At 71.9% G+C, this 21,018-nt stretch carries 18 protein-coding genes and 1 pseudogene; 13 read left to right on the top strand and 6 right to left on the bottom strand.

Features of this window, described 5'->3' with window-relative positions:
• Positions 1 to 95: 95 nt before the first annotated feature.
• Together WMF36_RS36600 and WMF36_RS36605 are read left to right on the top strand one after the other, a co-directional pair.
• Entirely contained in the window at positions 96 to 1,283 is a 1,188-nt protein-coding gene (locus WMF36_RS36600; protein WP_437575452.1) for a YcbK family protein, read from the top strand.
• 258 nt (positions 1,284 to 1,541) lie between these two features.
• A complete protein-coding gene (locus WMF36_RS36605; RefSeq protein ID WP_437575453.1) occupies positions 1,542 to 3,599 on the top strand; it encodes a PrkA family serine protein kinase in 2,058 nt (685 codons plus the stop codon).
• Between the two features lie 58 nt (positions 3,600 to 3,657).
• On the opposite strand, the gene WMF36_RS36610 is transcribed toward WMF36_RS36605, so the two are convergent.
• Positions 3,658 to 3,921 (bottom strand): hypothetical protein, encoded by a 264-nt coding sequence (locus WMF36_RS36610; RefSeq protein ID WP_437575454.1) that lies wholly within the window; start codon positions 3,919 to 3,921, stop codon positions 3,658 to 3,660.
• Positions 3,922 to 3,966: 45 nt separating this feature from the next.
• Entirely contained in the window at positions 3,967 to 4,722 is a 756-nt protein-coding gene (locus WMF36_RS36615; RefSeq protein WP_437575455.1) for a PP2C family protein-serine/threonine phosphatase, read from the bottom strand.
• A 133-nt stretch (positions 4,723 to 4,855) separates the two neighbouring features.
• Between WMF36_RS36615 and WMF36_RS36620 the strand changes: the two genes are divergently transcribed.
• Positions 4,856 to 6,037, top strand: coding sequence for an FIST C-terminal domain-containing protein (locus tag WMF36_RS36620; protein WP_437575456.1), 1,182 nt, complete (start codon positions 4,856 to 4,858; stop codon positions 6,035 to 6,037).
• A gap of 27 nt (positions 6,038 to 6,064) precedes the next feature.
• Here the strand turns inward: WMF36_RS36620 and WMF36_RS36625 are convergent, their stop codons facing one another.
• Positions 6,065 to 8,458, bottom strand: a complete 2,394-nt coding sequence (locus tag WMF36_RS36625; protein WP_437575457.1) for a protein kinase domain-containing protein — start codon at positions 8,456 to 8,458, stop codon at positions 6,065 to 6,067.
• Between the two features lie 236 nt (positions 8,459 to 8,694).
• On the opposite strand from WMF36_RS36625, the pseudogene WMF36_RS36630 reads away from it, so the two are divergent.
• The 4 genes and pseudogenes from WMF36_RS36630 to WMF36_RS36645 all read left to right on the top strand — a co-directional run.
• Positions 8,695 to 9,603, top strand: a pseudogene (locus WMF36_RS36630) (ABC transporter ATP-binding protein); the annotation flags it as partial.
• Positions 9,600 to 10,406, top strand: coding sequence for an ABC transporter permease (locus tag WMF36_RS36635; protein WP_437575458.1), 807 nt, complete (start codon positions 9,600 to 9,602; stop codon positions 10,404 to 10,406). The pseudogene WMF36_RS36630 and the gene WMF36_RS36635, both read left to right, overlap by 4 nt.
• A gap of 5 nt (positions 10,407 to 10,411) precedes the next feature.
• Complete coding sequence (locus tag WMF36_RS36640; RefSeq protein ID WP_437575459.1) at positions 10,412 to 11,197, top strand: ABC transporter permease; 786 nt, start codon at positions 10,412 to 10,414, stop codon at positions 11,195 to 11,197.
• Between the two features lie 95 nt (positions 11,198 to 11,292).
• A complete protein-coding gene (locus WMF36_RS36645) occupies positions 11,293 to 13,203 on the top strand; it encodes a PAS domain-containing protein (RefSeq protein ID WP_437575460.1) in 1,911 nt (636 codons plus the stop codon).
• A 12-nt stretch (positions 13,204 to 13,215) separates the two neighbouring features.
• Here the strand turns inward: WMF36_RS36645 and WMF36_RS36650 are convergent, their stop codons facing one another.
• Positions 13,216 to 14,079: a LysR family transcriptional regulator gene (locus tag WMF36_RS36650; RefSeq protein ID WP_437575461.1), complete on the bottom strand. Its 864-nt coding sequence runs from the start codon at positions 14,077 to 14,079 to the stop codon at positions 13,216 to 13,218.
• Positions 14,080 to 14,225: 146 nt separating this feature from the next.
• On the opposite strand from WMF36_RS36650, the gene WMF36_RS36655 reads away from it, so the two are divergent.
• Entirely contained in the window at positions 14,226 to 14,936 is a 711-nt protein-coding gene (locus WMF36_RS36655; protein WP_437575462.1) for a hypothetical protein, read from the top strand.
• Positions 14,923 to 15,729 (top strand): hypothetical protein, encoded by an 807-nt coding sequence (locus WMF36_RS36660; RefSeq protein ID WP_437575463.1) that lies wholly within the window; start codon positions 14,923 to 14,925, stop codon positions 15,727 to 15,729. Before WMF36_RS36655 ends, WMF36_RS36660 begins: the two co-directional genes overlap by 14 nt.
• Here the strand turns inward: WMF36_RS36660 and WMF36_RS36665 are convergent.
• On the bottom strand, positions 15,678 to 16,013 hold the full coding sequence (locus WMF36_RS36665; protein ID WP_437575464.1) for a helix-turn-helix domain-containing protein: 336 nt from the start codon (positions 16,011 to 16,013) through the stop codon (positions 15,678 to 15,680). The genes WMF36_RS36660 and WMF36_RS36665 overlap by 52 nt on opposite strands.
• Before the next feature lie 84 nt (positions 16,014 to 16,097).
• On the opposite strand from WMF36_RS36665, the gene WMF36_RS36670 reads away from it, so the two are divergent.
• Positions 16,098 to 16,637: a PaaI family thioesterase gene (locus tag WMF36_RS36670; RefSeq protein ID WP_437575465.1), complete on the top strand. Its 540-nt coding sequence runs from the start codon at positions 16,098 to 16,100 to the stop codon at positions 16,635 to 16,637.
• An 18-nt stretch (positions 16,638 to 16,655) separates the two neighbouring features.
• Here WMF36_RS36670 and WMF36_RS36675 read toward each other — a convergent pair whose 3' ends face one another.
• Positions 16,656 to 17,555: a LysR family transcriptional regulator gene (locus WMF36_RS36675; RefSeq protein WP_437575466.1), complete on the bottom strand. Its 900-nt coding sequence runs from the start codon at positions 17,553 to 17,555 to the stop codon at positions 16,656 to 16,658.
• A 148-nt stretch (positions 17,556 to 17,703) separates the two neighbouring features.
• Here WMF36_RS36675 and WMF36_RS36680 point away from each other — a divergent pair, with 148 nt between their 5' ends.
• From WMF36_RS36680 to WMF36_RS36690, 3 genes are all read left to right on the top strand, one after another.
• On the top strand, positions 17,704 to 18,327 hold the full coding sequence (locus WMF36_RS36680) for a glutathione S-transferase family protein (protein WP_437575467.1): 624 nt from the start codon (positions 17,704 to 17,706) through the stop codon (positions 18,325 to 18,327).
• Complete coding sequence (locus WMF36_RS36685; RefSeq protein WP_437575468.1) at positions 18,324 to 19,328, top strand: pyridoxamine 5'-phosphate oxidase family protein; 1,005 nt, start codon at positions 18,324 to 18,326, stop codon at positions 19,326 to 19,328. Before WMF36_RS36680 ends, WMF36_RS36685 begins: the two co-directional genes overlap by 4 nt.
• A gap of 132 nt (positions 19,329 to 19,460) precedes the next feature.
• A complete protein-coding gene (locus WMF36_RS36690; RefSeq protein WP_437575469.1) occupies positions 19,461 to 21,005 on the top strand; it encodes a sensor histidine kinase in 1,545 nt (514 codons plus the stop codon).
• The last annotated feature ends 13 nt before the right edge of the window (positions 21,006 to 21,018 follow it).

The raw sequence follows: 21,018 nt of genomic DNA on the forward strand, positions 1-21,018 counted from the left end.
ATCCCCCGCGCTGGCGGTTTGTGGCAAATCAGGGTCGCCCACCCCCCGGGTGAGCTACCTTCCCTCGCCCGTCTCGCCCTTCCTCGTCGACCCCCATGCCGGCAACGTCCCGCGCCGCCGTCCCCAGCCTCGCCGCCGCCGTCGGCCTCGCCGTCGCGCTCGTCGCCGCCCCGCCGGACGCCGGCGCCAGCCTGCTCGACGAGCCGCCGAAGCGCGCGAGCTTCAACCTGAACGAGACGCTCGCGCCGGAGCTGCCGCTCCTCCGCGCCTTCCGCAACGCCGCCGTCGAGCGCCCCGGCCCGCTCCGGCTCTACATGAGCAGCGCGTACGGGAAATGGCAGCAGCAGCCGTGGTGGCAGCTCGCCTGGGGCAGCGCGCGCCCGGACGCCGCCGAACTCGGCGAGCGCGGCCTCGCCGCCGCCGCCCCCGGCGCCCCGGCGTTCGCGAGCGCGTACTCGCCCTTCTCCCCGTTCGAGCCGCCCGGATCCCTTCACCTCGATCCGGCCGCGCCGGCGTGGCTCCGCCAGCTCGATCCGATCCTCGGGCCGCCGTTCCTCGCGACCACGGGGCCGAGCCTCTCGTCGAACGGCTTCGATCTGCTCTGGGACCCGCCGAAGAAGCAGCCGCCCTCCTTTCGCTGCCGCCGGGGCCCGGTCCAGTTCGCCCGGTACGGCGGACAGCACGACGCCTTCGAGCTCGTGCGCTGCGACGGCTCCGTCGCGCCCGGCGCGCTCGATCGCCTGTCGATCATGGCGCGCCCCCCCGAGGCGCCGGACCCGGGCGAGCTGCTGCCCGACGAGCCCGACGAAGGCACGTGGCAGCGGGCGCTCGAGTGGGTGCCCCAGGTCCGCCTCGTCCACCCGCGCCTGCTCTGGGCGCTCCAGCAGATCGCCGACGCCTTCCCGCGCCGCGGGGTCCACATCTTCAGCGGGTACCGGCCGCGCCCCGCCAGCGACGGGCCGGCGCGGGGGAAGGCCTCCGGCGGCCACCACAGCCAGCACGCCGAGGGGCGCGCCATGGACATCCTCGTCATGGGCGTCCCGAACGCGGCGCTGTTCCAGTTCTGTCGCACGCTCGACGACGTCGGCTGCGGGTTCTACCCGAACAGCAAGTTCGTCCACGTCGACGTGCGCCGCCCCGGCACCGGCCGCCTCTTCTGGATCGACGCCTCCGGGCCCGGCGAGCCGTCGGAGTACGTCGATTCCTGGCCCGGCGTCGTCGAGAGCGGAGGGCTCTCCTGGGGAGCGCAGGGCGCGCGCTCCGGCGCGCCAGCGCCTCGCTGACGTCGCCTGCCCGCGGGCGCTCTCGCACCTCCTCCGGGCTTCACCTGCGCTATCGGGCGGCGCCGCAGTCTATTCCCGTTCCGGATGGAGAAAGCTCCAGGGCGCGGCGAGCTTGCCTCCCCGGGATCGGTGTTAAGCTTGGGTTCCCCCTGGGCGCGCGGCGCACGATGGAGGGCGGAGCTCGGAGAGCCGGGCTTCGCTCCCGCACCTCCGGCGGCCAAGGCCGCCCCGCGGTCGCCCCGGAGAAAAAGGTGCGAAATGGGCGAGTTGCGGACAGGGATGGTTGAGAAGATCGCGGCGCTGCAGGACTTCGCGCTCTACCGCGATCTCGCGTGGGAGGGCACGTTCGAAGAGTACCTCCAGATCGTGCGCCAGAACCCGCAGGTGACGCGCAACGCGTTCCAGCGGGCGTACGACATGATCATCCGCTACGGCATCGAGGAGTACACGGACAACAAGAAGAAGCTCATCCGGTACAACTTCTTCAAGGATGAGATGCACGGCGGCGCCGACGCCGTGTACGGGCTCGACATCCCGCTGATGCGGCTCGTCCACGTGCTCCGGGCCGCCTCCGAGGGGTACGGCCCGGAGAAGCGCGTCATCCTGCTGCACGGCCCGGTCGGCTCGTCGAAGTCGACGATCGCCCGGCTGCTCAAGAAGGGGATCGAGCACTACTCGACGACCCCCGACGGCGCGCTCTACACGTTCGACTGGGTGAACCTCGACGACGTCGGCATGGCGGGGACGGAGAGCGCCCGCTTCAAGTGCCCGATGCACGAGGAGCCGCTGCGCCTCGTCCCGCCGTCCTGGCGCGACCGCGCGTTCCACGAGCTCGGCCTCTCGAGCCCGCAGTTCCAGGTCCGCTCCGAGGGCGACCTCGACCCGGCGTGCCGCTTCATCTTCAACCGCCTGATGGACAAGTACGGCGGCGACTGGTCGAAGGTGATGCAGCACGTGCGCGTGCGCCGCCTCGTGCTCAGCGAGAAGGACCGCATCGGCATCGGCACCTTCCAGCCGAAGGACGAGAAGAACCAGGACTCGACCGAGCTCACCGGCGACATCAACTACCGCAAGATCGCCGAGTACGGCTCGGACTCGGACCCGCGCGCCTTCAACTTCGACGGCGAGTTCAACATCGCGAACCGCGGCATCGTCGAGTTCATCGAGGTGCTGAAGCTCGACGTCGCGTTCCTCTACGACCTGCTCGGCGCGTCGCAGGAGCACAAGATCAAGCCGAAGAAGTTCGCCCAGACGGACGTCGACGAGGTCATCATCGGCCACACGAACGAGGCCGAGTACAAGAAGCTCCTGAACAACGAGTTCATGGAGGCGCTCCGCGACCGCACGATCAAGATCGATATCCCCTACATCACGAAGGTGTCGGAGGAGATCCGGATCTACGAGAAGGACTTCAACAAGAACAAGATCCGCGGCAAGCACATCGCCCCTCACACGCTCGAGGTCGCCGCGATGTGGGCCGCGCTCACCCGGCTCGAGGACCCGAAGAAGCACAACCTGTCGCTCGTCCAGAAGATGAAGCTCTACGACGGCAAGGTCCTGCCCGGCTACACGCAGGACACCGTGAAGGAGCTCCGCAAGGAGGCGTCGCGCGAGGGCATGGAAGGGATCAGCCCCCGCTACGTGCAGGACAAGATCTCGAACGCGCTCGTGAACGACCTCGGCGAGGGGACGATCAACCCCTTCATGGTCATGAGCGAGCTCGAGAAGGGCCTGCGCCACCACTCGCTCATCACGAACGACGAGCAGCGCAAGCGCTTCACCGAGTGCATCGGGATGGTGAAGCGCGAGTACGAGGAGCTCGTCAAGAACGAGGTGCAGCGGGCGATCAGCGCCGACGAGGACGCGATCCAGAAGCTCGCCGCGAACTACATCGACTCGATCAAGTCCTACACCTTGAAGGAGAAGGTGAAGGACCGCTTCACCCGCGAGGACGTCGAGCCGGACGAGCGGCTCATGCGCTCGATCGAGGAGAAGATCGACATCCCCGAGAACCGGAAGGACGACTTCCGCCGCGAGATCATGAACTACATCGGCGCGCTCGCGGTCGACGGCAAGAAGTTCGAGTGGCACACGAACGACCGGCTGCGCCGCGCCCTCGAGCTCAAGCTGTTCGAGGACCAGAAGGACGCGATCAAGCTCCAGACCCTCGTGTCGAGCGTCATCGACAAGGAGACGCAGGAGAAGATCGACATCATCAAGACCCGGATGATCAAGTACTTCGGGTACAACGAGGTCTCGGCGCGCGACGTGCTCGACTACGTGGCCAGCATCTACGCGCGCGGCGACACGAAGTGACCCTGCGGCGCGCGTAGAGGCTGACCGGGCGCGGCGTCTCGCCCGCGCCGCGCCGCGGTCAGCCGTCCCGCCTGAGCTTCGCGATCTCGCGCTCCAGGGAGGCCACCGTTCGCTTGAGGTCGCGGACCTCCTCGACGGTCGCCAGGCCCATCGCCTTGGCGAACGTCTCCTTCTGCTCCGCCGTGAACGAGGAGACCCGGCCGGGCACGCTCATCGCGGTCATGAACAGCCGCATGAACCGCTCGTCCTGCATCAGCTTCGCCACGTTCGGGTTCGCGGCGAGCTTCAACCCCTCGGAGACCAGTTTGTCCTTCAGCGCCATGCGCGCAGCCTAGCCGACTTTCGAGCGGGCGCGTCAGCCCGCGCGTCAGCCCACCTCGACGAGCACCGCGGTGATGTTGTCCCGCCCCCCGCGCCGATTCGCGAGCTCGATGAAGAGGTCGACGGCCGTGTCGCCGCCCTTCGAGGCGATGCTCGCGATCTCCTCCTCGGCGTGGAGATAGCCGTGCAGCCCGTCGGAGCAGAGCAGGTATCGATCGCCCGCCTCCACGGCCACGATCGAGGTGTCGACCTCGACATAGTCCCTGTTGCCCACCGCGCGCGTGATCACGTTGCGGTGAGGCGAGCTCTTCGCCTCGTCCGGAGAGATGAGCCCGTTCTTGATCTGCCACGCGATCAGCGTGTGATCCTCGGTCATCTGCACCGCGGTCCCGTTGCGGAGCTGGTAGATGCGGCTGTCGCCCACCTGGCCGGTCACGAGCGCGCCGCCGACGATGAGCGCCGCGCTGATCGTCGTGCCCATGCCGCTCTTGTCGCGGTCGAGCTCGGCGATGGCGAAGACCATGTACGTCGCCGCCTGGATCGCGCCCTCGAGGATCCGCAGCACGGCGCGCGCCTTGGGCTGCGTCAGCGGCTCGTCAGGGTCGCCGATGGCCGGCAGGCCTCGCTTGACCATGCCGTAGATCGTCTCGACCGCCTCGGCGCTCGCGACCTCGCCGGCCGCGTGCCCGCCCATCCCGTCCGCGACGATGTAGAGGCGGAGCTCGTCGTCCCGGAAGAACGCATCCTCGTTGGCGCGTCGATGGCGCCCGACGTCGGTGCGGCCAAATGATTCGATCCTCATCGAGCTTGCCCGGTCCTTCGATCGCCGCCCGGTGGGGAAAGCCCCGAGGCGTCGGCGCAACTGTCGCACGATAAACTTCTTCAGCGGGGCCTGTCGAGTGGGCGAGGGCTCGGTTAGGATGGATGGGCCAGCCATGGCACGAAGCTTCTCCGCGACCTGTGGGCCGGATGGCCTTCGCCACCACCTGACCGACCTGCGCAGCGCCGTCCCGTCGGCCTCGGGCGGGGTCGTCTTCGTGTCCGGGCAGCTCGCCCAGCGCGCCTCGGGCGTGGCCGAGCTCGTCCGTAGCACCTGGCGCGGCACCCCCGCCTGCGTGGTGCCGGCCGCGGGCGTGCTCAGCGAGCGCGGCGAGATCGAGGGGGACACCGGCGCGAGCGGCGTGCTCTGGTCCGGCGGTCGGGTCACCCCGTTCGCGCTGCCCGAGCGCGCCGAGGAGCCGGGCCGCCGCCTGCGCGAGCCCCTCGCCCGCACCATCGGCCACCGCTCCGCGACCGCCATCGTCTTCGCCCGGCCCGGCGCGTTCGCCCCCGAGATGCTCGAGGCGTTCGCCTCCTGCGCGCCCGGCGCGTGCCTGTTCGGCGCCGGGACCGCGTCCGGCTCCGCCATCGGCGTGACGTCCGAGGGCGAGCTGCTCGAAGGCCCGGCGATCGGCCTCGCCATCACCGGGTTCGCCCCGCCGATCGTCGACTCCTCGCCCGCCGCCAGGCTGCTCGAAGGCTTCCACCCCATCGAGGACGTGAGCGGCGGCGTCGTGCTGCGCGCCGGCGGACGGGCGGCGCTCGACCTGCTGTCCGCCGCGACCGCCTCGCTCGGCGAGCCGCCCAGCCCCCAGCAGCTCGTCCTCGCCGCGCTCGCCGACCCGCTCGATCCGCACGGCGGCGCCGCGGAGCCGCGCGGCGAGGCCGCGGAGGCGGCGGCGCTCCGCTCCGAGCGTTACGTGCTGCGGCCGATCCGCGGCGTCGATCCGTCGCGGCGCGGGCTCCTGCTCGGCGACGACGCGAAGCCCGGCGTGCGCCTCGCCTTCGCCGTGCGCGACGCCGCCGCCGCCCGCGCCGGGCTCGAGGGGATCGCCCGGCAGGTGTCCCGGAGCGCGCTCGGGTCGGCCCCCCGCTTCGCGCTCTACCTGAGCTGCGCCGGGCGCGGCCAGGGCCTGTACGGGGCGCCGGACGTCGAGGCGCGCATCCTGCGCCAGCGCTTCGCGGATCTCCCGATCGCCGGCATGCACTCGAGCTTCGAGATCACCCCCTGGGCGCCGGGCCAGGCCAGGCTCGCCCTCTACACCGGCGTGCTCGCGCTCTTCCGCGCGCCGAGCTGAGCGCCGGCTCCCCGGACGCCGCGCGCGTCAGCGCTCGCGGTACACCGCGACCACGGCGGAGGCCCGCCGCTTCACCTCGGCGTGGAGGGTCGCGTAGCGCGGCTCCGCGCGCAGGGACGCGAAGACGGGGCAGCGCTCGATCCAGATCAGGTCGAACAGGCCGTCGGCCAGCGAGAGATCGAGCGCGGTCAGCGCGAGCTCCGACTTGCCGACGAAGGCCGCGATCTCCGCCTGGAGCTGCCGCATGAACGACGTGCGCCGCAGCGCCGTGACGCCCGGGCCCGCGCCCTGCGCAGACGCCGGCCGGACGTCCGACAGCCGGTCCTCCAGGACGTCGCCGATCAGCGACAGGAACGGATCGGGGGCGTACGGGAAGGCGTCACGCACGCGCTTCTGCGAGAGCGCCTCGAGCACCTCCGGGGCGCGCTGCCACATCGCGCGGCGCATCCACAGGACGGAGTGGCCCGTGGTGCTGGCCCCGGACGGCAGCGCATCGATCACGGCTTCGCCCTCCGCCCACTGGCCCAGGAGCGCGTGCGCGCGCGCCAGGGCATACGCCGCGAGCACCACCTCCGGATCGCGCGCCAGCGCGGACCGCGCACGCCGCGCGCCGTCCTCGAACGCGCCGCACTCGAGCAGGATGCTGGCGATGAGGCCCTCCGCCTCGGCGTTCCCGGAGCGGGACGCGAGCGCCGCCTTGAGCTCCCGCATCGCCCCGACCACGTCGAGGCGCTGGAACCGCACCGACGCCATCGCGAGCCGCGCGTCCGGCAGCTCGGGCGCCGCGGCGACGGCGCGCGTCGCCGCCTGCGTGGCCAGGTCGCCGCCCTGATCCGTGAAGAACCAGAAGCGCGAGCGCGCGAGCGCGTAGGCCGACAGGATCATCGGATCCTCGGGCGCGCGCTCGAGCGCCTGCTCGAAGAGCGCGATCGCGCGCGCCTGGTGCTCCGGCCAGAACCTGCGGTACTCGTGGCGCCCGCGCAGGAACAGGTCGAGCGCGACCGGATCGCTCGGCGCCGTGCGGCTCGGGGCGGCCCCGTCGAGGGTGAGCGCCGCCGCGACCGCCTCGGCCACCTCGTCGTTGATCCGCAGCACCTCGGTCTCGGGGCGGTCGAAGCGCTTCGCCCACAGCTGGAAGCCGTCGGCGACAGAGACGAGCCGCGCGCTGATCCGCACCGTCCCGTCGCGCCGCCGCACCGAGCCGCCGACGACCATCTGCACCCCGAGCTCGCGCCCGATCTCGCGCGGATCGACCTCGCCGCCCGGGCGCCGCGAGGCCGCCCCGCGCGGCCTCACCCGCAGGCCCGGGGTCATCGAGAGCGTGTCGATGAGATCATCGGTCAGCTCCTCGGCCAGGTACGCGTCGGACGCCGAGCCCTGGTTCGTGAACGGCAGGACCGCGACGCTCTTGCCGCCCGGATCGCCCGTCCCGGAGACCGACCCCGAGATCGCCGTCCGCTCGTGCGGCGGCGTGAACGCCGGCGAGGCGACCGTGGCCGGGCGCGTGAGCGACGCGAGCTCCTGCGCGACGCTCTCGACGGACGCGTACCGGTCGTCGCGAGAGCGCGCCATGCAGCGGAGCACCACGCGCGAGAGCGCGTCGGGCAGGTCGGCGCGCCGGTGCCGCGGGTCGGGCGGGTCGGCGACGAGCCGCGCCGCGGCGACGGCGAGCGGCGCGTCGCCCTGCCACGCGCGCTCGCCCGTGAGCATCTCGTAGAGCATCGCGCCGAGCGCGTAGAGGTCGGCGCGCTCGTCGATGTCCGTGGCGCCCTGCACCTGCTCGGGCGCCATGTACGCCGGCGTCCCCAGGACCGCGCCCAGCGTCTTGCCCGCCTCGCCGTCCGGCACGATCGCGCGCGCGATCCCGAAGTCGGTCAGGACGACGCGCCCGTCGCGCCCGAGCAGCACGTTGTCCGGCTTGAGATCGCGGTGGATGACGCCGGCCCGGTGCGCGGCCTTGAGCCCCGCGCACACGCCCTCCACGATGTCGATGGCGCGGGTCACGGCGAGCCGCCGCTCGCGCGCGACGAGCGCGGCGAGCGGCTCGCCGTCGATGAACTCCATCGTCAGGAACCGGTCGCCCTCGTGCTCGCCGATGTCGAAGACGCGCGCCACGTTCGGGTGCGTCACCTTGCGCGAGAGCCGCACCTCGCGGCGGAACCGTTCGAGCACGTCGGGCGCGCCGCTGAGCTCGCGGCGCAGCACCTTGACCGCGACGACCTCCGCGAGCTCCAGATCGCGGGCGCGGTACACGCTCCCCATCCCGCCGATGCCGACCAGCCCGAGGAGCTCGTACCGCCCGGCGAGGACCTGCCGCGGGCCGGTCGCCGCGGTGGCGCTCGCCGACTCGGCCCCCTGCCGGGCGCCGCTCGCCGGGAGCGGGGTGTCGTGGATCGTGTCGTCCTTGAAGCTCTGCGGCATAGGGGAATCCGGGCGACCGTCGCCCCCCACGCATCGAGGTTAGCCCAGGAGGGGCGGGTCGAGCACCTCTCGTCGTGAGAGCTCGAGCGCGGAGGTGCTAGTGTCCGCCGACCATGGTAGAGACGTCGAGCGCCATCGCGGTGGAATCGCTCTCGAAGACGTACCGGGTCCACGAGCGCGCCCCCGGCTTCTCCGCCATGGTGCGCTCGGTTTTCAGGCGCCGCACCAGGTTGGTCCACGCGGTCGACGACCTCTCGTTCTCGATCGCGCCGGGCGAGCGCGTCGGCTTCCTGGGCCCGAACGGCGCCGGCAAGACAACGACGCTGAAGGTCCTCGCCGGGCTGCTCCACCCGTCGGGCGGCCGGGTCCGGGTCGCGGGCTTCGTCCCGCAGCACCGCGAGGCCAGCTTTCTCAAGCGCATCACCCTCGTGATGGGCCAGAAGCAGCAGCTGCTCTGGGATCTCCCGCCCGTCGAGACCTTCGCCCTGAATCGCGCCATCTACGGGATCAGTGATGCGGATTTCAAACAGACCCTGGGTGAGCTGGAAGACCTGCTCGGGATCGCCGCCATCGCCACGAAGCCGACACGGCAGCTCTCGCTCGGCGAGCGCATGAAGTGCGAGCTCGCGGCCGCCCTGCTGCACCGGCCGGAGATCCTGTTCCTCGACGAGCCGACGATCGGGCTCGACGTCGCGATGCAGCTCGGCGTCCGGGAGTTCATCCGCCGCTACAACGAGCAGCGGCGGGCCACGGTCGTGCTCACGTCCCATTACATGGACGACGTGGCGGCGCTCTGCCCTCGGGTCATCGTCATCGACAAGGGGAGGCTGCGTTACGACGGCGACCTCGCGGCGCTCGTCCGGAGCGTGCGGCCTCACAAGCGGATCGCGCTGCGCTTCGGCGGCCCGGTCGACCGGGCGCTCCTCGAGCGGGTCGGCTCCGTCCTCTCGCTCGACCCGGGCCGCGCGGTGCTTCAGGTGTCGCAGGAGGAGCTGCGGCCGGCCATGTCCTGGCTGCTCAGCCAGACCGACATCGCGGATCTCACGGTGGAGGATCCTCCCCTGGAGGAGGTGATGCGCGAGCTCTTCGCGGGCGAGGAGCGGCCGGGCGAGCGGGCGGACGCCGCGGGCGAGGCCGCGTCGTGAGCGCGCTCTCCAGGGCGGCCCGGGCGTTCCCCACGCTGCTCCGCGTCGGGCTCGCGGCCGCGATGGCGTACCGGGCCGAGATGCTGATCTGGATGCTCACGACGACGATGCCGCTCGTGAGCCTCGCGCTCTGGTCGGCGGTGGCCGCGAGCGCCCCGGTCGGCCGCTTCGGGGCGAGCGACTTCACCGCGTATTTCCTGGCGATCCTCATCGTCCGGCAGATGACCGGCTCGTGGCTTGTCTGGGAGATGAACATGGAGATCAAGAGCGGCGCCCTCTCGCAGCGCCTGCTCCGGCCGATCCACCCGCTCGTCGCCTACGCCGCCGACAACCTCGCCGCGCTGCCGCTGCGGGCGGCGCTCTGCTTGCCCATCGCGGTCATCGCCCTGGCCGTGACCTCGGGCGAGCGGTTCCATCCGACGCCCCTCGATCTCGGGATCTGGGCGGCGTCGCTCGTCGGCGCCTGGATGATCAACTTCTTCACGATGGCGCTGATCGGCTCGCTCGCGTTCGTGATCGAGAGCTCGACCGCGGTGTTCGACATCTACCTTGCGGCCTTCATGGTCTTCGCCGGCTACCTCGTCCCGCTCGAGCTGTTCCCCTCGTGGCTCGGCGACGTCGCGCGGGTCCTGCCGTTCCGGTACAGCCTCGCGTTCCCGGTCGAGCTCATCACCGGCCTGCTCGACCCGGGCCGCGCGCTGACCGAGCTCGCCGTGCAGTGGGCCTTCGCGGCCGGCACCGCCGCCGCGGCGCTCGTCGCGTGGCGCGCGGGCGTCCAGCGGTTCTCGGCGTTCGGCGGGTGAGCGGCGTGCGTTATCTCCGGTTGCTCGCGACGCAGCTCCGGGTGTCGCTCGCGCTCGGCATGCAGTACCGGTGGGATTTCCTCCTCGGCGCGGTGATGACCGTGGTCTGGACGCTGGTCGGGCTCGTCCCGCTCCACATCGCGCTCGTCGGCCGACCGCCGATCCACGGCTGGACCTACGAGCGCGCGCTGGTGGTGGTCGGGTGGTTCACGCTGCTCAAGGGCGTCCTCGAAGGGGCCGTGAACCCGTCGCTCATCAGCGTGGTCGACCAGATCCGGAAAGGCACGCTCGACTTCACGCTGCTCAAGCCGGCGGACGCGCAGTTCCTCGTCTCCACGGCCCGGTTCGAGGTCCGCAAGGTCGTGGACGCCGCGGCCGCGGCGGCGATCTTCGTCTATGCGTTCACGAAGATGGGCCGCGCCCCCGCGCCCGCCCACCTGGCGCTCTCGCTCGGACTGCTCGTGACGGCGACCCTGGTGCTCTACTCCATCTGCATCCTGGTCATCTCCGCCGCGTTCTGGGTCGTGCGCCTCGACAACCTGGCTTACCTCTTCAACTCCCTCTTTGATTTCGCGCGCTGGCCGGTCACGATCTTCAACGGATTCTGGCGCATCGCGTTCACGGTCGTCGTCCCGCTCGCCCTGATGACCACCTACCCGGCGGAGGCGATGCTCGGCACCATCGCCCCGCGCACGGCCGCCGCCGCGGCGCTCGGGGCGCTCGCCTTCGGCGCCGTCGCGCGCGCGGTGTGGAAACGGGCGATAGGACGGTATACATCGGCGTCGAGCTGAGCGTCGCGAGGGCTTCCGGCGCGCTGCGCGGGGCACTAGGCTGACGGGCTGGCCTCCCTGGGCGCGAGGAGGGCTGGCGGCATCGGGAAGGAGACATGGTGAAGAACGGAGGGCTGACGCTCGAGGAGTTTGGCCGGAGCCTCATCGAGCTCACGATGACGGACGACGTGATTCGCCGGCGGGCGATGGCCCTACTCCCGCTCGGGCGCCGCGAGGAGAGGGAGCTCAAGGTCCTCGGGAAAATGTCGCGCCTCACGGTCGACTTCCAGGCCGGCGACGCGACGGTGACGCGCGGCGCGAGCGGCGCATTCGATGTCTCGATCCCGCAGGCCCTGACGGTCCGGGTCGACACGGCCGGTGAGGCCGAGGCCGCGGAGCACCGGCTCGGCGCGACGATCGTGCTGCGCATCACGCCGAGGCCGTGTGCGCCGCTCGGGATCTTCCTCGACGTCGCGGAGCCGGCGGCGGAGTCGGTGCTGTTCGCCGAGCCGCAGGCCGGCTCGAGGGACTACCTGCATGCCCGGATCGAAGAGGAGGTCCGGAAGGAGCTCCTCCGCCTCGTCCGCGCCCGGATCGCGGAGACCGGCGCCGAGCGCACCGTCGATCTGGAGGAGCCGCTCGCCCGCGCGCTCGGGCTCGCCGGGGCTGACCCGGGCGGCCGCGAGGCGCCGCCGCCGAGCCGGCTGCGCGGGGCCGGCGCCGCGCTCCAGCAAGCCGCCGCGGCCCAGCAGGGCGCTCCGGCCGACGAGCTGGTCGCGCAGCTCCGGGTCTTCGGGAACGCCATGCCCGTCCAGGTGTGGACCTCGCGCCCGGACGGCCAGCTGAACTTCGTGAACCGGGCCGTCCTCGACTACTTCGATCGCACGGAAGAGCAGGTGCTCGGCGAGGGCTGGCTCGGGGTCCTGCACCCGGATGACGTCCAGAAGACGATCGCGAAGTGGACCCGGAGCCTGGAGACGGGGGAGCCGTACGAGACGGAGTTCCGCCTGTGGCGGGCGAGAGACCAGACCTACCGCGAGCACGTGGTGAGCGCGCTGCCGCAGCGCGACGCGGCGGGGAACATCGTCCTGTGGATCGGCGGCACCACCGACGTGGCCGACGTGCGCCGGGCCGAGGCCGCCCTGCGGACGAGCGAGGCGCGTTACCGGCTCTTCGCGGAGGCGTCGAACGAGGGCATCTGGTCCTGGAACATCCGCGAGGACACGACGGAGTGGAGCGATCGCATGCTGGAGCTGATGGGCGTCAGCCGCGCGGCGTGGGGCGGGACGTTCATGAGCTTCTTCGAGCGCGTGCACCCCGACGACCGGAGCGCCGTCCAGGCCGCGCTCAAGGCGCACCTGGAGGAGCGGCGGCCGTTCGAGATCGAGTACCGGCTGCGGCACGAGGACGGGGAGTACCGCGACATGTTCATCCGCGGCATGGCCGAGTGGGACGAGCGCGGCGTGCCGTTCCAGATGGCGGGCGGCGCGACGGACGTCACCGAGCAGAAGCGCCATCAGGCCATGCTGAAGGAGCGGCTCGAGATCATCGAGCAGCAGCAGGAGGCGATCCGGGCGCTGTCGACGCCGATCATCGAGGTCTGGAAGGGTGTCCTGACGATGCCTGTGCTCGGCGTGTTGGACGAGCAGCGCTCGCAGCAGATGATGGAGGTGCTGCTCGACGCCGTGGCGCGGACCCGGTGCCGTCACGCGATCATCGATCTGACCGGGGTGAGCGCCCTGGACGCGGGCACGGCCGATCATGTGCTGAGGCTGATCGACGCCGTCGCGCTGCTCGGCGCGCAGGGCATCGTGGTCGGCATCCGGCCCGAGGTGGCGCAGACGGTGGTGTCGCTGGGGCTGGATCTGTCGAACATCAAGACGCTCTCGAACCTGAGGGAGGCGCTCCTCTTCGCCATGCAATCGAGCGGGGTGTCCGTCCGGAGGCGGCGGAGGCGGAGGGCTCGGCGCGAGGACGCGGACGACGCGCCGAGCGCGCGGGAGCCGCTCTCGGGGCGCGGGCGGTGACGGGCCGCTGGCTCATCCGTCGAAGGTGAGCTCCTTCTGGAGGTGCCGCTCGAGCCGCTCCAGCACCTGGCGCGCCACGCGCCGGAGCCGCCGGGGGTACACGACGGCGACGGGTGGGCTCGGCAGCGGGAGCCTGGACAGCAGCCGGATCAAGCGCCCCTCCTGGACCCGACGCCCGACCAGCCAGCGCGGGAGCACGCTCGCGCCGAGCCCTGCCTCCACTGCCCTGAGGTTCGCCTCGATGTCGTCGGTCGTGAGCCTGACGGTGAGCCCCAGCTTCTCTAAATCGCGCACCCCACCGCTCGCCACGACCCGCACCGCGGCGAGCTCTGCCATGGATGTCGGCACCGGCTTACCCGCGAACAGGCCGGCGCTTCCGACGAGCCACTGGGGCGAGGTTCCCAGCTTTCGCTCGACGAACGACGGCTCGCTGCGGCTGCCGACACGAAGGGCGAAATCGAACGCGCCGGCCACGAGGTCGACCCGCTGATCGGTGAACGCGGCGTCCACGACGAGCCCCGGCGACTCGTGCATGATCCGCACGAGCTCCGGCAAGAGGAGCCGGCGACCGAGCGCCCCGGGCGCCGAGAGCTTCACGCGGCCAGCCAGGTCCCCGAAGCCGGAGGAGGCGCGGAGCTCCGCGTCCTCCAGCGCGCGCACGTGCTCCTCGACCTGCTCGTAGTACGCGCGCCCCTCCAGGGTGAGCGCGACGCGCCGGGTGGAGCGCTCGAACAGCCGGAGGCCCAGCCGCGACTCCAGATCGGCTATCCCTCGGCTCGCAGCCGATTGCGTCATCGAGAGCTCGCGCGCCGCTCGGGAGAAGCTGCCGCTGTCCGCCACCTTGCAGAACAGGCGCAGCGCGAGGAATCGATCCATGGCCCTATTTATTCCGAATTAGCATCACTGTAAGCCAGATTCTAGCTCTACCGGCATGAGCTGGCGCCGCCCATCCTGCGTGCATGCTTGTACATCACAGGTTCGAAGAGCCGAGGCGGGGCCGTCGGCTCCTCCTCCTCGCATTCTTGAGCACGCTGCTGCCACCTGCAGGCCTCCACGCGGCCGAGGCCGCGGAGGCATCCCCGCCGCCGGAGGTCGCGCCCCGCGGCGCCGACGCCGCGCGCACGGGGCCGCCGGAGGCTCGCTTCGTCCTCGGATCACGCCTCATGGGTCGGAACACGGGCGGCGGCGTGGAGCTCGATGGCCGCGTGCGCCTCGCGGGTGGGGCTCAGCTCGGCGCCGTTGCCTCGTTCTGGGCCCTCGATCGAGCGTACATCGGGGGGCAAACGGTGAAAGGCGCGAGCGACGTCTCGGGCGCGGCCGTTGTCCTGATGCCGCTCGTGACGCACGGCCAGCTCGAGCTCGACCTGCGCCTCAGGTCGGGGTTCCTGGCGCTCCACGACGTCGGAGGGGGCGATGGGGCCGCGTCGGGGATCCGGCACTTCGACGAGCTATCCATGATCGCTCACGTCGCGCTCGGCGACGTGTGGCTGCTCCGCGCGGGGGCCCTCCTCGACTTCGAGCTGGAGCTCGATCCAACCACGGACCTGGCCGACCTGGCTCAGGTCCTGACGGCGGGCGCTGGCTACGCCGTGTCCGAGAACGTTCTCCTCACCCTCGACGCCAGCGCGGGAGGCACCTTTGGATTCAACGGCGACAACGGCAAGTTCATCCTCGAGGGCTCCTTCGGAGCGCGCTTCGCTTTCGGACCAGGAGGCTCACGTGTCGCTCACTGACCGCTGCAGCCGGCGACTTCGCCCCGTGGCGCTCGCGTCGAGCTCGTGCCTCGTGCTCCTGCTCGCGGTCGCGCAGGCCGACGCGCAGGCGCTGGACGCTCCGTCCCGAGCCGTCGAGCCCGCCGACGCGGGCGCCGAAGGCGCACCGCGGCCCGGAGCCGCGGCGACGCGCGGCGCCCCCCGCCCTGCGCCTGACGTCCCGGTAGGCGGCTTCGTCGACCTCGAATGGCGCGTGATGGGACTGGGCGGACACGTGTCGCACGGCCCGGCGTTCGCGGCCGGCGTGACCTTCGCGAACGGCCTGGTGCGCCTCGGCCTGGGTGGGCTCGGGCGACCGGGGCCCATCAATCCGGCCACCTTCGACGTCACCCTGCCCGAAGGGCAGACCTACAAGGGAAAGCGCACGCTCGAGCTCAAGTCCGACGGATCCATGCTGGGCGTGCACGTTGGGCTCTCGTTCCGGCTGCCCTTCGCGGAAGCGCTGGCGGTCCAGATCCCGATGACGGTCGGCTACGGCGGATTCGGATTCTACTTGCACGGGCGCGATCGAGAGACGCCCGACGGACGGCGCGTGAGCGCGTGGGAAGATCAGCTCTTCGCGGACAAGGACGCCTCCATGGGGTTGGTCATCGATGGGGGGCTGCGCCTCGGGTACCAGCCGGATGAAGCACCGTGGATCAGGCCCTACGTGGGCGCGAGCTTCACGGCGCTCCCCGGCTTCGACACGGTGGTGCGAGACGACTATCTCGGGTTCAGCGGAGTCCTCGGGGTGGAGCTCGGCCACGGCATCTGAGGGAGCGCCGTCGCCGGTATCGCCGGCTGGTCTACTCGGCCTTGACGTGCGAGCGAGACATTCTCGATCTCGCCCTCTGCGAGGATCTCCTCGCCGGCCGGCGTGGGCAGCACGCCCCGGCTCCGGCGCACGAGCAGCCGCGCCCCGAGCGCGCCCTCGAGCTCCGCGATCTTCCGACCCGCCGTGGGCTGGCTGATGCCCAGCGCGCGCGCCCCGGCAGAGAAGCTGCCCCGCTCGACCACGGCGAGCAGCACCCGGAAAGCGTCCCAGTCCAGGCCATGCATGGGTGAATAGCTCCTGTGCGATGATTGCACGGGCGAATAGCCGGCGTGGACCCCAGAATCGGGGGAGAACAGGAGATGGACCTCATGGAGACCGCCGAGCCGAACGCCGTTGCCGCCGCGCCCGCCCCCGCCGCCACCTGCTCCCGCACCGTGCGATGGCGCGCGCCCGAGGAGGCCCTTGCGCGCACCGCAGGCCTGACCGGCCTGGAGATGCTGCAGCAGATCCAGCGCGGCGAGCTGCCGGCGGCGCCCATGGCGGCCACCTTCGAGATGCGCCCGGCAGACCTCGGTCCGGGGCACGCCGCGTTCGAGGCCACCCCGGGCGAGTGGGCGTACAACCCGCTCGGCACCGTGCACGGGGGCTATGCGGCCACGCTGCTCGACACCGCGCTCGGCTGCGCCGTCCACACCGCCCTGCCCGCGGGCAAGGGGTACACCACGCTGGAGCTCAAGGTGAACTACGTCCGGGCCATGACGGCCGCGACCGGGCCGGTGCGCGCCGAGGCGCACGTGATCCACGTGGGGTCGCGGGTGGCGACGGCGGAGGGCAGGCTGGTCGGCAAGGACGACGGCAAGCTCTACGCCCACGCGACCACGACATGCCTCGTGCTCGACGGGAAGTGAGCGGGGCGCAAGCCGCGCTCACCTGAGCCACGTCTCGGACCGGAGCCGCTCGACAAGGAAATCGACGAAGGCCCGCACCCTCGCCGCCGCGCGCCGGCCCTCGGCGTGGACGACGTGGATCGGGACCGGCGGGGGCTCGAACGCCGGGAGCACGATGGAAAGGCGGCCGTCGCGCAGCTCCGGGCCGATCTGATAGGAGAGCACCCGCGCGAGCCCCCGCCCGGCCACGGCCGCCGCGATGGCGACGTCGGCGGTGTTGACGAGGAGCTGGGACGGCGGGAGGACCTTCTCGACCCGCGCGCCCGACGCGAACGACCACTCCTCGGGAGAGCCCGTCTGCGAGAACGAGACGGTGTCGCGCTGCGCCAGGTCGGCCGGCGCCGCGGGCGTGCCGCGCGCGGCCAGGTACCCCGGCGACGCGCAGACCACCCGCCGCACCGAGCCGACGCGGATCGCGGTCAGCGACGAGTCGGGCAGATGGGCTATCCGGACGGCGACGTCGAGCCCCTCGTCGAGCATGTCGACGATGCGGTCGACGAGCAGCGTCCGCGCCGTCACGCGTGGATGGCGCGCCAGGAAGTCGAAGACGACCGGCGCGACGAACATCCGGCCGAACATGACCGGCGCCGTCACGCCGACCTGCCCCCGCAGCGCGGCATGGGACCCGGCCGCCGACGCCTCGGCCTCCTCGAGCTCGCCCAGGATCCGCTTGCAGTCCGCGAGGAACCGGGCGCCCGCCTCGGTCAGGCGGACGATGCGCGTGGTGCGGTGCAGGAGCCGCGTGCCGATCCGCTCCTCGAGCGCGGAAATGGCCCGCGTCACCGCCGGCGGCGACATCGACAGCCGCCGCGCCGCGGGCGCGAAGCCCTCCTCGTCGGCGACGGCGACGAACACGCGCAGGGTGTCCAGGCGATCCATCGGATTATTCCAGTTCCTGGAACGGTCTCTTGTCAAGGACGGGCATTACCCCCGGCGGAAGGAATGGGCATCTTCGGTCGGCGAGCGGGAGAGAGGCACACGCGGGCTGTGCCGCCTCCTGCAGCCATCCAGTCGAAAGGACACCTCGATGACGATCCCTGCCAGCCCACTCCGTCTCTATCGCCATCCGCTCTCGGGGCACGCGCACCGCGTGGAGCTGTTCCTGTCGCTGCTCGGGCTTCCGTTCGAGCGCATCGACGTCGATCTGAAGAACGGCGCCCACAAGACGCCCGAATTCCTGAGCAAGAGCCCCTTCGGTCAGGTGCCGGTGATCGAGGACGGCGACGTGACGATGGCCGACAGCAACGCGATCCTCGTTTATCTGGCTGCGCGGTACGACCCGTCGGGGCGCTGGCTCCCGCGCGATCCGGTGGCGGCGGCGCGCGTTCAACAATGGCTCTCCGTGGCCGCGGGGCAGCTCGCGGCCGGGCCCGCGGCGGCGCGCCTCGTGAGCGTGTTCGGCTTCAGGCTGGATCACGAGCGGGCCAGGACGATCGCCGCCCAGCTCTTCACGGTGGTCGACCAGCACCTCGCGGCGCGGCGCTTCCTCTCGGGCGATGAGCCGACCCTCGCCGACGTCGCGATGTACACGTATACAGCGCACGCGCCGGAGGGCGGCGTGCCGCTCGACCCGGTTGGCCACATCCGCGCGTGGCTCGCCCGCGTGGAGGAGCTGCCCGGCTTCGTGCCAATGCAAAGGACGCTCCCGTGACCGCCCCGTCCGGCTGGCCCGGTGAGGGATCACCCTATCACCCGGGCGAGATGGCCATGCAGGCGCGGGCCGGCGCGCGCGAGCGGGCCGAGAAGGCCGGACGCAGGATCATCCGGGACTTCATGCCCGACCAGCACCGCGAGCTGTTCACGAAGCTGCCGTTTCTGCTCGTCGGGAGCCTCGACGCGCAGAGACGGCCATGGGCCTCCATCCTGGTGGGGCGGCCGGGGTTCATCGCATCTCCGGATCCCCGGACGCTCGCGGTGAACGCGCGTCCTCCGTCCGGCGATCCGCTCGCCGCACACCTCGTGGCCGGCGCGCCCGTGGGCCTCCTCGGCATCCAGCTCGAGACCCGCCGTCGCAACCGGATGAACGGCACGATCACCGAGGCCGGCGACGGGGGCTTCGTCGTCGAGGTCGGGCAGAGCTTCGGCAACTGCGCGCAGTACATCCAGGCGCGAGCGCCGATGTTCGTGAGAGAGCCGGACGCGGCCGCCGCGCCTCCTGCGGCGCAGGCGGAAGGACCGGCGCTGTCCGCCGGCGCGGCGGCGCTGATCCGGCGCGCGGACACGTTCTTCATCGCGACCGCCGCGCCGGCCGCGGGCGGGGGCAGCGCGGTCGAGGGGGCCGACGTGTCCCACCGGGGCGGCAAGCCCGGCTTCGTGCGCATGACCGAGGAGGACGGCCGCACGGTGCTGACCTCGCCGGATTTCACCGGCAATTTCGCGTTCAACACGTTCGGCAACCTGGCGCTGAACCCGCGCGCCGGGGTGCTCTTCGTGGATTTCGCGTCGGGCGGGGTGCTGTCGCTGACCGGAGAGGCCGAGGTGCTCTGGGACGGCCCGGAGCTCTCGGCCTTCGCCGGAGCCCAGCGGCTCCTGCGGTTCCGCGTGGCCGAGGGCGTCTTTCGGGAGGACGCGGTGCCGCTGCGCTGGTCGGCGCCGGTGGCGGCGCCGCAGCTCGCGGCGACCGGCTCGTGGGAGGGCGTGGAGCGCGCGTGACGCCGCGCGGCGGCGGGCCAGCCCAGGGGAGTTTTGCCCCGCCGGGGAGATCCGGGGCGACCCGAGGCCAGCCCGCGCAGCGACGCGCGGCCTTGAGAATGCGCACGCGTCCTGCATTCTGCTCCAGCAATCATGCGGCTCGCCAGCAAGCTCACCTTGGCCCTCGTCCTCGTCATGTGCGCCGTGCTGAGCCTCTACGGCTACCTCTCGGTGCGGCGCGAACGGGCGCTGTTCGAGGCCGACGTGCGGCGCGACGAGCACCTCATCGGCATCGCGCTCCGCGCGGCGGTGACCGAGACGTGGCGCCGGGACGGGCTCGACGAGGCGCTCCGCGTGCTTCGCGAGGCGAGCGAGCGCGAGGATGGCGTGCGCTTCCGCTGGGTGTGGCTCGACGCGCCGGCCGGCGATCGCTTCGCGCCGGCGCTGCCCGCCGAGGAGATCGCCGAGCTCTCCGGGGGCGCCGAGGTGTTCCGGATGCAGCGCGAGGGCGACAGGACCGGGCGCATCTACACGTACGCGCCGGTCGCCGTGGACCCGACGCGCGTCGGGGCCATCGAGATCTCGGAGTCGCTCGAGGAGGAGGAGACGTACGTCCAGGCGAGCGTGGTCAACACGGTGACCACCATCATCGCCCTCGCGGCGCTGAGCGGGCTCCTGGCGATGACCTTCGGGCAGATCCTCGTCGGGCGCCCGACGCGACGGCTCGTCGACAAGACCCGGCGCATCGGGGAAGGCGACCTCGGCGGTCCGCTGCTCCTGCCGCAGCGCGACGAGCTCGGGCAGATCGCCCGCGAGATCAACGCGATGTGCGAACACCTGGCCGAGGCGCGCGAGCGCGCCGCCCGGGAGACGACCGCGCGCATCGCCGCGCTGGAGCAGCTCCGGCACGCCGATCGGCTCACCACCGTGGGGAAGCTCGCGTCGGGCATCGCGCACGAGCTCGGCACGCCGCTCAACGTGGTGGGAGGCCGCGCCAAGATGATCGTCCGCGGCCTGCCGCCGGAGGAAGCGGCGGACAGCGCCCGCATCATCGCCGAGCAGGCGGACCGGATGACGAAGATCATCCGGCACCTGCTCGATTTCGCGCGCCGCCGGGTGGCGCAGAAGGCGCCGGCCGATCTCGCGCAGATCGCGCGCCAGACGCTGGCCCTCCTGGAGCCCCTCGCCCGCAAGCGGAGCGTGACGCTCCGCCTCGACGAGGCGGATCTCGCCCCATCGCGCGCCGAGGCCGAGGTGGACGCCGGGCAGATGCAGCAGGTGCTCACGAACCTCGTCATGAACGGCATGCAGTCGATGAAGCGGGGCGGCGAGCTCACCGTCCGCGTCGAGCGCGCGCTCGCGCGCCCCCCGGCCGATCACGGCGGCGCCGAGGGCGAGCACATCGCCATCCGGGTGATCGACCGCGGCGACGGGATCGCGCCCGAGCACATCGCCCGCATCTTCGAGCCGTTCTTCACCACGAAGGACGTCGGCGAGGGCACCGGCCTCGGGCTGAGCGTCTCCTACGGCATCGTGCGCGAGCACGGGGGCTGGATCGACGTGGAGAGCGAGCTCGGCAAGGGCTCGACCTTCACGGTGCATCTCCCCCCGAGCGGCCGGGGAGGCGCGGGCCCGGCGGCCGGGGACGACGGCGCGCCCTCGCCGGGGCGGGGCGGGCTGGCCGGGGCGGCGGCCTAGCCGCGGCTGGCCG

This window comes from Sorangium sp. So ce887, from assembly GCF_051521455.1.
Lineage (GTDB): Bacteria > Myxococcota_A > Polyangia > Polyangiales > Polyangiaceae > Sorangium.